Here is a 15,689-nt window from a genome sequence, read left to right on the forward strand (position 1 = left end):
CGCCTCCACCGGGCCCGCTGCGTGTCCTTCTCTTCCGCCTCCTGCGCCCGGGCCCTCCCCCGCTGCGGGCCCTTTCCCGGAGGGTGTGCCGTGCCGGGGGCCGCGGTCCGGTGCGCGGGCACGCCGACGGCGGCCGGGCCCCCGCACCGGTGCGGGGGCCCGGCCGCCGTCGGGCCGGTGGGTGTGCCGTCAGCCGAGCCGCTCCACCGGGAGGCCGGGGCGCTCGCCCGCGGCCGCGACGAAGGCGGTGAACGCGGTGGCCAGGTCGCGGGCGGCCGTCGCGGTCAGCAGGCCCTCCGGATAGTGCAGCCGGCCGTCCAGGGCGCCGCCGTTCTCGCGCAGGTCGACCCGCACGTCGAAGGGGTGCCCGCCCTGCCCGTGGTCGTACGGTTCGGCGGTGACCCCGGGCAGGTCGATCCGGCCGGTGAGCGGGCCCAGCAGTTGGAAGCCGGCCTGGGCGACCGGGTTGCGGCTCGGGTCGCGCGGCGGGCGCAGCGCCGTCACCACGCGGTCGAAGGGCAGGCCCTGGTGGCGGTAGGCGGCGAGTGCGGTGGCCCGGGTGCGGGCCAGCACCTGGGTGAACGGCTCGCGCCGCCCGACCGGAGTGCGCAGCGCCAGGGTGTTGACGAACAGGCCGACCAGGTCGGTGAGTTCGGCGACCGGGCGGTTGGCGGTGAAGGTGGCCACGACCAGGTCCTCCGTCCCGCCGGCCGCGGTGAGCACGGCGGAGAAGCAGGACAGCAGCGCCATGAACGGGGTGGCGCCGGCCGCGCCGGCCGTCCGGTTGAGCGCGGCGGTGGCGGCCGGGGCCAGGGTGAAGTCGACCACGGCGTCCCGGCGTCCGCGCAGCGGCGGCCGGGCGTCGTCGCCGGGCGGCCCCGGGGCGGGCAGTTTCAGGACGGGCAGCGGCGCCCGGAGGTGGCGCAGCCAGTGGTCGAGGTCCTCCTCGGCGCGGTCCGCGTCGTCGGCTCCGGCGCGCTGCCAGGCCGCGTAGTCCGGGTAGTCGACGGGCAGGTCGGGCAGCCGGGGCGCGCGGCCGGCGCTCGCGGCCCGGTAGCACTCGGACAGGTCGCGCCAGAACACGCCCATCGACCAGTCGTCGGAGACGATGTGGTGGGTCACCGCCAGCAGTACGTGGTCCTCCGGTCCCAGGGCGAGCAGGACCAGGCGCAGCAGCGGGCCCCGGTCCAGGGCGAAGGGCCGGGCCACCTGCTCCCGGACGGCCCGGCGGGCCCGTTCCTCGCGCTCCCCGGGCGGGGTGCCGGTGAGGTCCAGCAGTTCCGGGACGACCGGCAGGTCCTGGTGCACCACCTGGTGCGGCACGCCGCGGGTGGCCTCGAAGGTGGTGCGCAGCGCGGCGTGCCGGCGGACGGTCGCCCGCAGCGCCTCGTGCAGCGCGGCCGGGTCGATCCGGCCGCGCAGCCGGTGCGCGTCGTACATGGTGTACTCGGTGCTGCCGGGGGTGAGCCGGTCCAGGAACCAGAGCCGGTGCTGCTCGGAGGAGAGCGGCACCGGGCCGGGCGGGCGTGGCGGGACGGTGCGGCCGGCCCCAGGGGCGGCGGCCGGTGCGGCCGCGTCGAGCAGGGCCGCCAGTTCCTCCACGGTGGGCCGGGCCAGCAGGTCGGCGGGGGAAGGCGCGGCGCCGGTCAGTGCCCGCAGCCGGGAGCAGATCCGGGTCGCGATCAGGGACTGGCCGCCCAGGTCGAGGAAGCGGTCCCGGACGCCGATCGGGGCGACCCCCAGGGCCTGCTCCCAGACGTCGACCAGGGCCCGCTCGGTCGGGGTGCGCGGCGCCAGGTAGGCGGTGGCGAGCTCCGGGCGGCCGTCGTCGGGGGCGGGCAGCGCCTTGCGGTCGGTCTTGCCGCTCGCGGTGAGCGGCAGTTCGGGCAGCCGCACCCAGGCGGTGGGGACCATGTAGTCGGGCAGCAGTTCGCCCAGGTGCTTGCGCAGCTCGGTGAGGTCGGGTGCGTCGGGGACGGCACCGACCAGGTAGCCGACCAGCCGGCTGCCGCCGGTGGCGGCCGGGTGCGCGGCCACCACGGCGGCGTGCACCTGCGGGTGGGAGGCCAGCGCGGCCTCCACGTCGCCGAGTTCGATCCGCAGGCCGCGGATCTTCACCTGGTGGTCGAGCCGGCCCAGGTACTCGATCCGCCCGTCCACCCGGCGGCGTGCCAGGTCCCCGGTGCGGTAGAGCCGGGCGCCGGGCGGGCCGTACGGGTCGGGCCGGAAGGCGGCGGCGGTCAGGCCGGGCCGGCCGAGGTAGCCCCGGGCCAGCTGGACGCCGGCCAGGCAGAGTTCGCCGTCGGTGCCGGGCGGTACGGGCACCCCGTCGGGGTCGAGGACGTACGTCCGGGTGTTGGCGACCGCCCGGCCGATGGTGACCGGGGCGCCGGGCAGGCAGCGCTCGGCGGTGACGTCCACCGCCGCCTCGGTGGGCCCGTACAGGTTGAACAGTTCGCAGTCCAGCAACTCGTGCACCTCGCGGACCAGGTCCGGCCCGAGCGCCTCGCCGCTGCACACGATCCGGCGCAGGGCGGGCAGTTCGGGCGGGCCGCCGTGGACGCGGCGGGCCCGCAGGTCGGCCAGGAACTCCCGCAGCATCGAGGGGACGAAGTGCACGGTGTCCACCCGCTCCTCGGCCAGCACCCGGTGCAGGTAGGCCGGGTCCCGGTGGCCGCCGGGGCGGGCCAGGACGAGCGTGCCGCCGACCGCCAGCGGGCCGAAGAACTCCCAGACCGACACGTCGAAGGTGGCCGGCGTCTTCTGCAGCACCCGGCCGCCGCCGACCAGTCCGCAGTCGTCGCGCATCCACAGCAGCCGGTTGACCACGCCCCGGTGCGGCACCACGACGCCCTTGGGACGGCCGGTCGAGCCGGAGGTGAAGATCGCGTACGCCGGGTGGTCCGGCCCGGCCGCGGGCTCCGGGTCGTGGGAGGGCCAGCCCGGCTCGTCCGCGGGGACGACCGGGCGCACCCCGGCGTGCTCGGCGCCCCGCGCCGCCCCGGCGTCGGTGACCAGCAGGACCGCACCGCTCTCGGCCAGGACCGCGGCGGTGCGCAGCGGCGGGTGCTCGGGGTCGAGCGGCACGTACCCGGCCCCCGACTTGAGCACCCCCAGGAGCGCCACCACCAGGTCGATCCCCCGCTCCAGCCGGACGCCGACCAGGGACTCCGGCCCGGCCCCGGCCGCCCGCAGCCGGTGGGCCAGCCGGTTGGCCCGCTCGTTGAGCCGGGCGTAGCCCAGCTCGACGCCCTCGCAGGCCAGCGCGACCGCGTCCGGGGTGAGCCGGGCCTGGTGCTCGAACAGCTGGTGGACGCACTGCTCCAGCGGGTACGGCCGGTCGGGGCCGGTCGCGTCGGCCAGGTACCTCCGCAGCTCCGACGGAGCCAGGACGGCGGGCCGGGCGGTCACGGCGCGCCGCCGGGCAGGAAGTCGTCCAGCCGGGTGCCGCCGCCCCCGGCCTCGGCGCCGCGCCGCACCAGGTCGGCCAGCGCGAGGTCGAGGATGCCCAGGCCGAACGGGGAGAACACCGTGGTGCGCCGCGGGTCGCGCGGCCGCGGGGCCGGCCCGGCAAGCAGGCCGCCGATCGTGGCGGTGATGAACTCCCGGTTGCCGGCCTGCTGTTCGGCCAGATGCAGGGAGGTCGCGGCCCGGCACACGTGGTCGGGGTCGTCCACCACGTTGACCGCCGGGAGCACCGACTCCACCGTCAGGTCGCGCAGTGAGACGTGCAGGACCAGGGTGCCGGGCCGGCAGGGCCCGGTGGACAGGTGCGGGGCGGCGGCGGTGGTGGCGAGGCTGACCAGCGGGTGGGCGGCCAGCGCGTCTTCGGGCCGGTCCACCACGACGGTCTTCAGGCCCGGCTGCTCCCGCGCGCAGCGGGCGGCGAACTCCTCCGCCCGGGCGCTGTCCCGGTCGTACAGGGTGACGGTGTCCAGGGTGGGCAGGACCACCCGCAGGAAGCGGAGCACCTCGAAGTTGATCACGCCGCAGCCGATCAGGGCCGCCCCGGTGTCGGGCTGCTCACCGGCGAGGGTGGCGGCGGCCAGCGCGGCGCTTGCGGCGGTGCGCCGGGCCGAGACCAGGGACCCCTCGATCAGCGCCTCGGGGTGCCCGGTGCGCATCGAGTTGAGGATGATCGCCGCCGAGGCGCGCTCCAGGCCCAGCTCCAGGTTGCCGGGGAAGGAGGAGATCCACTTCATCCCGGCCACCGGCTGCTCACCGCCCAGGTAGGCGGGCAGGCCGATGATCCGGTTGCGCTCGTCCTCGGGGAAGCGCAGGAACACCGAGTGCGGGATCGCGCTCTCGCCCCGCGCGTGCCGGACGTAGGCCTCGCGGACGGCCGCCAGCACCTCCCGCTCCCGTCCGTCGAGGGCCTGTCGTACGTCGCGGGCACCCAGGATCAGCATGCTGCCGCCTCCATCGAAGGGTCCTTCCACAGGTCGGCGGCGTCGCCGAAGTGCTTGGCCGCCCAGTCGTCGTTGTAGATCGTGTCCAGGTAGCGCTCGCCCCGGTCGGGCAGGACCACGGCGCAGACGGACCCGGCCGGCACCCGGGGGCGGATCCGGTCCAGGGCGCTGAGCACCGCGCCGGAGGAGCCGCCGGCCAGGATCGCCTCCCGGCGGGCCAGCGCGCGGCAGCCGACCAGGCAGTCCAGGTCGTCGACGTGCACCACCTCGTCGGCCAGGTCCGCGCCGAAGAGCGCGGGGCGCACCGAGGCGCCGTGGCCGGGGATCAGCCGGGGCCCGGCGGTCCCGCCGAAGATCACGCTGCCGACCGCGTCGACGGCCACGATCCGGGTCGACAGGCCGCGTTCGCGCACGTACTCGGCGCAGCCGCGCAGGGTGCCGCAGGAGCTGGTGGCGCAGACCAGGTAGTCGACCCGGCCGTCCAGCTCGTCGACGATCTCCCGCATGGTCTGCCGGTGCGCCCTGGCGTTCAGCGGGTTGGCGTACTGGTCCGGGCAGTAGGCGTGCGGGATCCCGGCGACCAGCTCGCGCACCCGGCGCAGCCGGACCGGCAGGTACTCGCCGGTGTCCGGGTCGCACTCGGTCACCACCTCGACCTCGGCGCCCAGGGCCCGCATCACGGCGATGTTCTGCTGGTTGGTGCGGCCGTCCACCACGCAGACGAAGCGCAGTCCGAAGTACCGGCAGACCTGGGCCAGGCCGATCCCGAGGTTGCCGGAACTCGACTCCACCACCACGGACTTGCCGGGGGTGAGGGCGCCGGAGCGGACCCGGTCGACGAGCATGTTGAGCGCGGCGCGGTCCTTGATGCTGCCGCCGGGGTTGTGCGACTCCAGCTTGGCGTAGGTGCGGAAGCCGCTGTCCGGGAAGATCCGGAGGAGTTCGACCAGCGGGGTGGCGCCGACGGTGGACAGCACACCGCCGGCCGCCCCGACGGCCGGGGGCGCCGTCACCGGACGCCCGCGCGCGGGTCGCGGCCGGCCCGGGCCGGGGAGGTCGTTGGGGTACGGGTCATGGCGGGACTCCTGGTGAGAGCGTCGGGGAGAGGACGGGGGCGGGCTCAGGCGGGTGCGTCCGTCGGGGCGGGGAGCGCCGAGCCGCTCGCCGGGGGGTCGTCGGGGGCGGCCGGGCCCCGGCGGACGGCCTTGCTGAGCGTCACCGCGGCGGCCAGCAGCACCATCCAGACGGCGAGCGCGGTCAGGGCCGTCCCGGTGCCGTACCACTGGAGCAGCAGGCCGCCGGCGAGCGAGCCGAGCGGCAGCGCTCCGCCGGACAGCACCGAGCTGGCGCCGGACACCCGGCCCTGGAGGTGGTCCGGGGTGGTGGAGAGCTGCTGGGTGGCGACGGCGACGTTCCAGATCGGGCCGACGAACCACATCAGCGCGTAGAGCGCGCCGGTGAGCCAGAGGTCGTCGGCGAGGACCAGGCCGACCGCCAGCGCGGCCCAGGCCCAGTTGGCGCCGATCACCACAGCCGGCAGCGGCAGGCGCCGCCGGCACCAGGCGGCGGCGGTGGAGCCGAGCACGCCGCCCGCGCCCGCGACCCCCAGCAGGACGCCGATGCCGGAGGGGGAGGCGCCGCGTTCGTCGGCGAGCACCACGACGACCAGGAACAGTGCCCGGAACAGCAGGTTGCTGCCGGCGACGGCCAGGGCGGCGGTGCGCAGGAACGGCTGGCGCCACAGCCAGGCGAACCCGGCGGCCAGCTCGGCGAGCGGCTTGGCGGGCGGCCCGGCGTCCGCGTCGGTGTCGGTGTCGGCGGTCTCCTTCGCCGTGCTGGGCGCCGACTGGAAGTCCTTGCGGATCAGCAGCAGCGTCACCACCGACACCACGTAGCTGATCGCGTCCAGCAGGAACGGCAGGGCCCGGGCCACCCCGAAGAGCGCGCCGCCCAGCGGGGTGCCCAGGGTGATCGCGGCCCGTTCGCGGGCCTCGTTGCGCGACAGCGCCTCGGTCAGCCGCCGTCTCGACACCAGGTGCGGGACGGCGACGTGCGAGGCCAGCTCGTGGCAGACCGTCAGGGTGCCCTCGACGAAGCCGACCAGCAGGATCTGTGCCAGGGTCAGCCGGTCGAGGGCCAGCGCGAGCACGATGCTCAGCGCGCCGGCCCCCCGGACGACGTCGCACCAGATCATCAGGCGCTTGCGGTCCACCCGGTCCACCAGCGCCCCGGCCGGCACCGGGAAGAGCAGCAGCGGCAGCAGCGCGGTGAACCCGGCGAGCCCCGCGTCGGCGGCCGAGCCGGTGACGGCCAGCACCAGCAGCGGGTAGGCGACGGTGGCACCCGTCGACCCCAGCATGGACAGCGCCGAGCCGGTCCACAGCAGGACGAAGTCCCGGTTGCGGTGCAGCGGCAGGTCCTCGGCGTCGGGCCGCCCGGCCGCGACGGCGGTCACCGGGCACCGCCCCGGCGGGCCCGGCGGGAGCCCAGCAGCGGCAGCGCGGCGGCCGCGCCCGCCTCCGGGTAGTCGGGCAGCGCGGCGGCCAGCGCGGCCACCGTGGCGCGGTCGAAGACCGCCCGCACCGGCACGTCCCGGCCGGTCGCCTCGCGCAGCCGCAGGGCGATCCGGGTGGCCAGCACGGAGTGCCCGCCGAGGGTGAAGAAGTTGTCGTGCGCGCCGATCCGCGGGTGGCCGAGGATCTCGCGCCAGGCGGCGGCGACGGTCCGTTCGTCCGGGGTCCTGGGTTCGACGAACTCCTGGACGTCCGCGCCGGGTCCGACGGTCGGCAGGCGGCGGCGGTCGACCTTGCCGGAGGGGGTCAGGGGCAGCGCGTCGAGGACGGAGAAGGCGGCCGGGACCATGTAGTCGGGCAGGGTCGCCAGCAGCCGGTCGCGCAGTTCGCCGTGGCCGGGCACCCTGGCGCCGGGCACCGGTTCCAGGTGGGCGACCAGCTCGACCTCGCCGGTCGGCAGGGTCACCGGCTGGACCACGGCGGCCCGCACCTCCGGGCAGGAGAGCAGCGCGGTCTCGATCTCGCCGGGCTCGATCCGGTGGCCGCGGATCTTCACCTGGTGGTCGGCCCGGCCGAGCAGCTCCACGCCGCCGTCCGGGCGCCGGCGGCCGAGGTCGCCGGTGCGGTACATCCGGGCGCCGGGCACCCCGGCGTAGGGGTCGGGCAGGAAGGCGCCCGCGGTGGTGCCGGGCCGGCCGAGGTAGCCCCGGGCGGGGCCCGAGCCGCCCAGGTGGATCTCGCCGACCACGCCGTCCGGGGCCGGCTCCAGCCGCCCGTCCAGGACGTACAGCCGGGTGTTGGCCAGGACGGACCACGGGGCTCCGCCGGGGTCTGCGCCCGGCCGGGTGACGGTGGCCCAGACGGTGGTCTCGGTGGGGCCGTACAGGTCCCAGACCCGGGCGCCGTCGGCGGTGAGCCGCTCGACCAGGTCGGCGGTGAGCCGCTCGCCGCCGCTGAGCACCAGCAGTCCGGCGGGGGCGCTCCAGCCGGCGTCCAGCAGCATCCGCAGGGTGACCGGGGTGGCCTGGACGACGGCCGGGCCGGCGCGGTCCAGCAGCTCGGCCATCCGCAGCGGGTCCCTGGCCTCCTCGGTGTCGGCGAGGACCACCCGGCCGCCCGCGAGCAGCGGGAGGTACAGCTCCAGGACGGAGGGGTCGAAGGAGACGGTGGTCAGCGCGGCTACCGCGTCGTCCGGCCGTACCGGGACCTGTTCGGCCATGGCGGTCAGGAAGCCGGCCAGTGCGCCGTGGGTGATCATGACGCCCTTGGGGCGGCCGGTGGAGCCGGAGGTGTGGATGACGTAGGCCAGCGCGGCCGGGTCGGCGGGCACGGCGGGCGCGGTGTCCGGGTGTGCGGCGATCTCCGCCCGGTGGGCGTCGGTCAGCACCAGCCGGCGCCGCCCGGCGGGCCCGTCGGCGGCGAGCCGGGCGGCCAGCGCGCGGTCGGTGACGACCAGCGGGCTGGCGCAGTCGTCGAACAGGAAGCGGATCCGGTCCTCGGGCAGGTTCGGGTCGACCGGCAGGTAGGCCGCGCCGGAGCCGAGCACGCCCAGCATCGCCGTCAGCAGCTCGGGGCCGCGCTCCAGGAGCAGCCCGACCACGGTGCCCGGGCCGGCGCCCAGCGCCCGCAGGTGGTGGGCCAGCCGGTTGGCGCGCGAGCGCAGCCCGGCGTAGTCGATCCGCTCCTCGCCGCAGACCAGCGCCACCGCGTCGGGCGTGCGCTCGGCCTGCCGGTGGAACAGCTCCGGCACGGTCGGGCCGCCCTGGTCGGCGGCGAGCGGCGGCCCGGCGGGCAGCAGGGCCCGGCGGTCGGCCGGGGGCAGCGTGACGGCGCGCGGGTCGGCCTGCGGGTCGGCCACCAGGCCGGCCAGCACGTGCCGGTAGGCCCGGGCCAGCAGGGCGAGCTCCTCGGCGCCGATCCGGTCCGCGGCGGCCTCCAGCTGGAGGGTGCCGGGCACGGTGGAGACCGACAGGCCGAACTCGTTCGGCGTCACGTCCTCGACCTCGTCGGCGTCGATGCCCTCGCCGGCCAGCACGTGCATGTCGGTGTAGTTGAAGAACACGTCGACCAGTGGCGTGTCCTGGCCCCAGGCGCGCTGCACGGCGGGCAGCGGGTGGTGCCGGTGCGGCCAGAGCGCGGTCTCCTCGGCGAAGACGGCCCGGGCCAGCGCGGGCCAGTCGGCCGCGTCGAGCACCACCGGGAACGGCACGGTGTTGAGGAACATGCCGCGCACCTGGTCGCCGTCGGAGGTCTCCGGGCGGGCGTTGCAGACCAGCCCGGAGGTGAACGCGGCCGGGCCGTCGGTGCCCCCGCCGAACAGGCCGAGCACGGTCAGGTGGGCGGCGAAGAGCACGCTCTTCAGCGGCACCCCGGCCGCGGTGGCCACCGCGCGCAGGTCCGGCAGCAGGTCGGCGAAGCCCACCCGGGCGACCCGGTGGACGGCCTCGTCACCGCCGTCCGCGCGGTGCCGCTCCGGGGCGGACCAGCCCTCGGGGACCCGCCACGGCCCGTACCGCGCCACCCGCTCGCGCCAGAACTCCCGGTCCTCGGCGGACTCCAGGGAGCGGCGCTCCAGCGCGATGGTGTCGGCGAACCGGGTGGTCGGCGGGGGAAGCGGGGCCGGGTCCCGGCCGTCGCGCAACGCCCGGTAGTAGCCCAGCAGTTCGGGGACCAGGGAGTTCTGGCTCCAGCCGTCCAGGATGGTGTGGGCGTAGACGACGGTCAGCCGCCACCGCCGGTCGTCGATCCGGTGCGCGACCAGCCGCAGCAGCGGGGCCGCGGCCAGGTCGAAGGGCGTGGACTGCTCGCGCGCCGTGGCGGCGGCGAGTTCGGCCCGCAGCCGCTCGGGGGACAGCCCGCGCAGGTCGTGGACCTCCAGCGGGACGTGCGCCACGGCGTGCACCAACTGGAGCGGCTCGCCGTAGCCGGACAGGTCGACCGAGGTCCGCAGGATCTCGTGCCGCTCCGCCAGCAGCGCCGCGGCGGCGCGCAGCGCGTCGGGCGCGAAGCCGTCGTCCTCCTCGCGCACCGGGTAGCTCAGCACGTTGACGTACATGCCCCGGGCCGCGCCGGCCAGCATCTCGTACGCCATCCCGGCCTGCACCTGGGACAGCGGATAGGCGTCGGTCAGGCCGCCCGGCAGCCGCTCGCGGTCGCCCGGGGCGAGCAGGGCGAAGGGCGCGGTGGGCTCGGCCCGCCGGCCGGCCGCCCGCGGGGCCAGCGCCTCGGCGAGCAGGCCCAGGGTCCGGTACCGGAAGAGGTCCTGGACGGAGATGTCGAGCCCCTGCTCGCGCAGCCGGCCGACGGCGCGGATGGCGAGGATGGAGTCGCCGCCGAGGTCGAAGAAGGTGTCGTGCACGCCGATCCGGGAGACGTCCAGGGCCGCCGCCCACGCCCGGGCGACGAGGTGCTCGACCGGGGTGCGCGGGGGGACGTGCTCGGCGGCGGCCTGCGGCACCGGATCGGGCAGGGCCGCGCGGTCCAGCTTGCCGTTCGGTGTGATCGGCAGCCGGGGCAGGCTGGTCCACGCGGTGGGGACCATGTGCTCGGGCAGCGACAACCTCAGGTGGGCCTGGAGCTCGGCGGCGGCCGGCGCGGCGGCCGGGTCGGCCGGGACGACGTGCGCGGTCAGCCGCTCGCCGCCGGGCGTGCCGTGCAGCGCCGCCACGGCGTCGGCGACCAGCGGGTGGGTGCGCAGCGCGGCCTCGATCTCGCCGAGCTCGATCCGGTGCCCGTGCAGTTTCACCTGGTGGTCACCGCGGCCGTGGTAGGTCAGGGTGCCGTCGGGGTTGCGCCGGGCGAGGTCGCCGGTCAGGTAGAGCCGCCCGCCCGGGTTGGCCGGGTCGGGGTCGGGCACGAAGCGCTCGGCGGTCAGCGCGGGCCGGTTGAGGTAGCCGCGGGCGAGCTGGACGCCCGCCAGGCAGAGCTGCCCGGGGACGTCGACCGGCACCGGGGCGAGGTCGTCGTCCAGCACGTGGACGCGGGTGTTGGAGACGGGTGTGCCGATGGTGACGCGCTCGCCGGGCCGGCACGGGGTGGCGGTGACGTCGATGCTGGCCTCGGTGGGGCCGTACAGGTTGTGCAGCGCGGCGCCGCCGGTCACCGGGTGGCGGTGGCAGGCCGCGGCCAGGTCGTCGGGCAGGGCCTCGCCGCTGCACAGCACCAGCCGCAGCGCGGCGGGCGGGGTGTCGGCGGGCACGGTGGCCAGGAAGGCGCGGAGCATCGCGGGCACGAAGTGCAGGGTGGTGACGCCCTGGTCGGCGATGGCCCGGGCGAGGTAGCCGGGGTCGCGGTGGCCGTCCGGCTGGGCCATCACCAGGGTCGCGCCGGTGATCAGCGGCCAGAACAGCTCCCAGACGGACACGTCGAAGCTGTACGGGGTCTTCTGCAGCACCCGGTCGGCCTCGGTGAGGCCGTAGGCGTCCTGCATCCAGCGCAGCCGGTTGACCACGCCCCGGTGGGTGGTGACCACGCCCTTGGGGCGGCCGGTGGAGCCGGAGGTGTAGATGACGTAGGCCGGGTGCAGCGGGTCGACGGCCGCGGCGGCCACGGGCTCCGCCGGCTCCGCGGCCTCCTCGCCGGCGTCGGCGTCGGCGTCCAGCAGCAGCACGCGGGCCCGGTGCGCGGGCAGCGTGGCCGCGAGGTCGCCGGTGGTCAGCACGACCGGGGCGGCGGAGTCCGCGAGCATGTGGGCCAGCCGGTCCGCCGGGTAGCCCGGGTCCAGCGGCAGGTAGGCGCCGCCGGCCCGGAGCACGGCCAGCAGCGCCACCGGCAGCTCCAGCCCGCGGTTCAGGCAGACGGCCACGGTGTGCTCCGGGCCGACGCCCAGCGCCCGCAGCCGGCGGGCCAGCGCCTCGGCGCGGGACTGCAGCGCGCGGTAGTCGAGTGCGTCCGTCCCGAAGCACACGGCGACGGCCGCGGGGGTGCGCTCGGCCTGCCGCTCGACCAGGGAGTGCAGCAGTTCGTCGTCGGGGTAGCGCACCGCGGTGTCGTTCCACCGCTCCAGCCGGGCGCGCTCGACGGGCGAGAACAGGGTGGCGCCGGTGACGGTGGTGCCGGGGTCGGCGGCGACCGCCTCCAGCAGCGCGGTGAAGTGCTCGGCCACCACGGCCGCCCGCTCGGGGGTGAACAGGGCGGTGGCGTACTCGACCACGCCGGACAGCGAGCCGTCGGGCTGCTCGGTCAGGTGCAGCGTCAGGTCGAACTTGGCGCTGTGCCACGGCGTGGCGTACGGGGTGGCGCTCAGCCCGGCGCCGCCGAAGCCGTGGCCGGTGCCCGCCCCGTTGTAGGCGAACATCACCTGGAACAGCGGGTTGCGGGACAGGTCGCGCTCGGCGCCCAGCTCGTCCACCAGCCGCTCGAACGGGACGTCCTGGTGGGCGAAGGCGCCCAGCGCGCTCTCCCGGACCCGCTCCACGGCCTCCTCGAAGGTCGGCTCCCCGGACAGGTCGGTGCGCAGCACCAGGGTGTTGACGAAGAAGCCGAGCAGCTCGCGGGCCTCCGGGCGGGTGCGACCGGCCAGCGGGGCGCCGACGGTGACGTCCGCGCGGCCGGCGTGCCGGGCCAGAAGCAGCTTGAAGGCGGCCAGCAGCAGCATGAACGGCGTCGCGCCGCGCCCGCGTCCCCAGGCGGTCAGGGCACGGGCGGTGCCGGCCGGCACGGTGAACGGCAGGATCGCGCCCGCCGGGTCGAACACCGGCGGCCGGGGCCGGTCGGTGGGCAGCTCCAGCGCGGTCGAGCCGGCCAGTTTCCGTCGCCAGTAGTCGAGCTGGCCGGCGGTCGCGGCGGCCGAGTGCGCCTCGCGCTGCCAGCCGGCCCAGTCCGCGTACTGCACCGCGGGCGGCGTCAGCGGGCTGGGCCGCCCCTCGGCGAACGCCGGGTACAGGGCACCGAGTTCGGCGGCGAGGACACCGACCGAATGGCCGTCGAAGGCGATGTGGTGGAAGGCCAGCACGAGGACGTGGTGCTCCTCGGCGAGCCGGACCAGCCGGGCCCGCAGCGGGGTGCCGGCCGTGAGGTCGAAGGGCGCGCGGGCCAGTCGCTCGACGAGCCCGCCGAGCCGCTCCCGGGCGTCGGCGGCGGGCAGCACGGCCAGGTCGACCAGCTCGAACTCCGGTGCGGCCACGTCCAGCGGCAGCTGCCGCGGCTCGCCGTCGACCTCCAGGTAGCGGGTGCGCAGCACCTCGTGGCGGGCCGACACCTCGGCCAGCGCGCGGCGCAGCGCCGGCACGTCCAGCGGGCCGCGCAGCTCCCAGCCGACCGGCAGCACGTACTCGGCGGTGCCGGGGCGCAGCTGCTCCAGCAGCCACAGCCGTTGCTGGGCGAAGGAGAGCGGCAGCGGGCCGCCGCGGGCCAGCCGGGCGACGGCGCCGTCGGCGGCGCCGCCGGAAGGGGCGGGCCGGGCCGAGCCGCGCAGCAGGCCGTCCAGCAGCGCCCGGCGCCGCTCGGCCTGCGCGGTCGCGCCCGTCGTGCCCTTGGCGTTCGTCGGGTCGGCGGGTTCGGCGGGGTGAGGGCCGGTCAGCGGAGCGCTCATTCCTCGATCACCTGAGACAACATCGACTCCACTTCTGCATCGGAAAGTTGCTCGACCCGCTCGGTGATCGCCCCGCGCAGCCGTTCGGCGAGCTGGGCCGGGGTGCGGGCGTCGAACACCGCGCTCACCGGCAGCTCGACCGGGAAGCGCTCGCCCAGCAGGGCGATCACCTCGGTGGCCAGCAGCGAGTGGCCGCCCAGCTCGAAGAAGTCGTCGTGCACGCCGATCGCGGCCACCGACAGCAGCTCGGACCAGACCTCGACGACGGCCCGCTCGACCGGCGTGCGCGCGACGGCCACCGGTGCCCGGCCCGGGTCGTCGCCGGGGGCCGGCAGCGCGGCCCGGTCCACCTTGCCGTTGGGGTTCAGCGGCAGTTCGGGCAGCCGCACCCACGCGGTCGGCACCAGGTACTCGGGCAGCAGCCCGCCCAGGTACTCCCGCAGCGGCCGGCCCGGCCGGTCGAGGGTGTCCGACACCACGTAGCCGACCAGCTGCTTGTCCCCGGCCGGGGTCGGCCGGACCGCGGCCACCGCCGCCCGGACCTCCGGGTGGTTGCTCAGCGCGGCCTCGACCTCGCCGAGTTCGATCCGGTGGCCGTTGATCTTGACCTGCTGGTCGCGCCGGCCGTGGAAGAGCAGCTGCCCGTCGGGGCCCTCGGTGACGAGGTCCCCGGTGCGGTAGAGCCGGGCGCCGGGCACCGTGCCGTACGGGTCCGGGACGAACCGCTCGGCGGTGAGCGCCGGGCGGCCGTGGTAGCCCCGGGCCACCCCCGGCCCGCCGACCAGCAGTTCGCCGGGCTCGCCGGCCGGCAGCAGGGTGACGCCGTCCTCCGCCACCACGTACAGGCTGGTCCGGGTGATGGCCCGGCCGATCGGGACGGAGCCCCGGGTCTCGGCCAGGGTGACCCCGCGCCGCGCGGCGCAGAAGGTCGTGCACTCGGTCGGCCCGTAGCCGTTGACCACCTCCACGCCCTGCTCCACCAGCATCCGCACCTCGGCCGGCGGCGCCACGTCACCGGCCACCAGGACCTGGCGCACCGTCGCCAGCGCGCCGGGCCGGGTGCGCACCACGTGCTGGAACAGCCCGGTGCTCAGCAGCGCCACGCTGACGGCGTGCCGGCGCACCGCCTCCTCGATCGAGGCGGCGGTCGGCACGCCCTGCGGCAGCACGGCCAGCCGGGCGCCGTTGCACAGCGCGCCCCAGACCTCGAAGGTGGACAGGTCGAAGGACAGCGGGGCGAGCATCAGCACCACCTGCCCCGGGTCGAGGTCCGCGTAGTCGGCCTCGTGCACCAGCCGCAGCACGTTGCGGTGGGTGACCCCGACCCCCTTCGGACGGCCGGTGGAGCCCGAGGTGTACATCACGTAGGCCAGGTCGTCCGGTACGGCCCCCGAGGCGGGGGCCGTGGTCGGCAGGCCGGCCGCCGCCGACCAGTCCGGCTCGATCGCCACCCGGTCCAGGCCGGTGGCCGCGAACCGGTCGGCGAGCCCCGGCTCGACCAGCAGGACCCGGGCGCCGGAGTCGGCCACCATGAAGGCGAGCCGCTCGGGCGGGTACTCCGGGTCCAGCGGCAGGTAGTGCCCGCCCGCCTTGAGCACGGCCAGCAGGGCGGTCACCACCTCCGGGCTCCGCTGGGCGCACACCGCGACCGGGGCATCGGGCCCGACCCCGCGGGCGCGCAGCAGATGGGCCAACTGGTTGGCCCGGGAGTCCAGTTCGGCGTAGGTCAGCCGCCGTCCGCCGAACTCCAGGGCCGTCACGTCCGGCGTGCCCGACGCCCGTCCCGCGAACCACTCGTGCACGCACCGGTCGGGCAGGGGTGCGTCGGCGCGGCCAACCACGGTGTTCATGCCGTCCGGGTCTCCTGCTCCATCCGCCGACGCAGGCTCAGCGGACGCATGTCCGTCCAGACCGTGTCGATGTGCTCCAGGCAGTCCTGCTTGGGGCCCTCCTTGCCCTCCCGCTGCCAGCCCAGCGGGAGCTCCCGGTCGGCCAGCCAGATCGAGTACTGCTCCTCGTCGTTGCGGACCACCCAGTACGTGCGCGGGTCGGTACTCTCGTCGGCCATTCCGCTCTCCTCTCGCAGGGGCGGGCGCCCGCTCGGCCGGGGCGCCGCGACAGGAAGACTCGCCCGGGGCGGGCCGGACGCCATAGGGAAGAAGCGGCCGACAATCCGGCAGCCCCGCTGCCCGCAGGACTGCTGGTCCTTCTCTTCTGCGCGCCCGCGCCGCGCCG

At 76.6% G+C, this 15,689-nt stretch carries 7 protein-coding genes; all 7 read right to left on the reverse strand.

What is annotated here, in order from left to right; all coding sequences use genetic code 11:
- Positions 1-189: 189 nt before the first annotated feature.
- Positions 190-3,411, reverse strand: coding sequence for an amino acid adenylation domain-containing protein (locus tag ACZ7RU_RS11360; RefSeq protein WP_470340653.1), 3,222 nt, complete (start codon positions 3,409-3,411; stop codon positions 190-192).
- Positions 3,408-4,409, reverse strand: a complete 1,002-nt coding sequence (gene sbnB / locus ACZ7RU_RS11365) for a 2,3-diaminopropionate biosynthesis protein SbnB (protein ID WP_470340654.1) — start codon at positions 4,407-4,409, stop codon at positions 3,408-3,410. Before sbnB ends, ACZ7RU_RS11360 begins: the two co-directional genes overlap by 4 nt.
- Positions 4,403-5,422, reverse strand: a complete 1,020-nt coding sequence (gene sbnA, locus ACZ7RU_RS11370) for a 2,3-diaminopropionate biosynthesis protein SbnA (RefSeq protein ID WP_470340655.1) — start codon at positions 5,420-5,422, stop codon at positions 4,403-4,405. The genes sbnB and sbnA overlap by 7 nt, the downstream gene beginning before the upstream one ends.
- Before the next feature lie 107 nt (positions 5,423-5,529).
- Complete coding sequence (locus ACZ7RU_RS11375) at positions 5,530-6,864, reverse strand: MFS transporter (RefSeq protein ID WP_470340656.1); 1,335 nt, start codon at positions 6,862-6,864, stop codon at positions 5,530-5,532.
- A complete protein-coding gene (locus ACZ7RU_RS11380) occupies positions 6,861-13,454 on the reverse strand; it encodes an amino acid adenylation domain-containing protein (RefSeq protein ID WP_470340657.1) in 6,594 nt (2,197 codons plus the stop codon). Before ACZ7RU_RS11380 ends, ACZ7RU_RS11375 begins: the two co-directional genes overlap by 4 nt.
- Positions 13,451-15,304 (reverse strand): amino acid adenylation domain-containing protein, encoded by a 1,854-nt coding sequence (locus ACZ7RU_RS11385; RefSeq protein WP_470340658.1) that lies wholly within the window; start codon positions 15,302-15,304, stop codon positions 13,451-13,453. The genes ACZ7RU_RS11380 and ACZ7RU_RS11385 overlap by 4 nt, the downstream gene beginning before the upstream one ends.
- Positions 15,301-15,522: an MbtH family protein gene (locus ACZ7RU_RS11390; protein WP_470340659.1), complete on the reverse strand. Its 222-nt coding sequence runs from the start codon at positions 15,520-15,522 to the stop codon at positions 15,301-15,303. Before ACZ7RU_RS11390 ends, ACZ7RU_RS11385 begins: the two co-directional genes overlap by 4 nt.
- Positions 15,523-15,689 lie beyond the last annotated feature (167 nt).

This window comes from Kitasatospora sp. NPDC114501 (assembly GCF_055633695.1).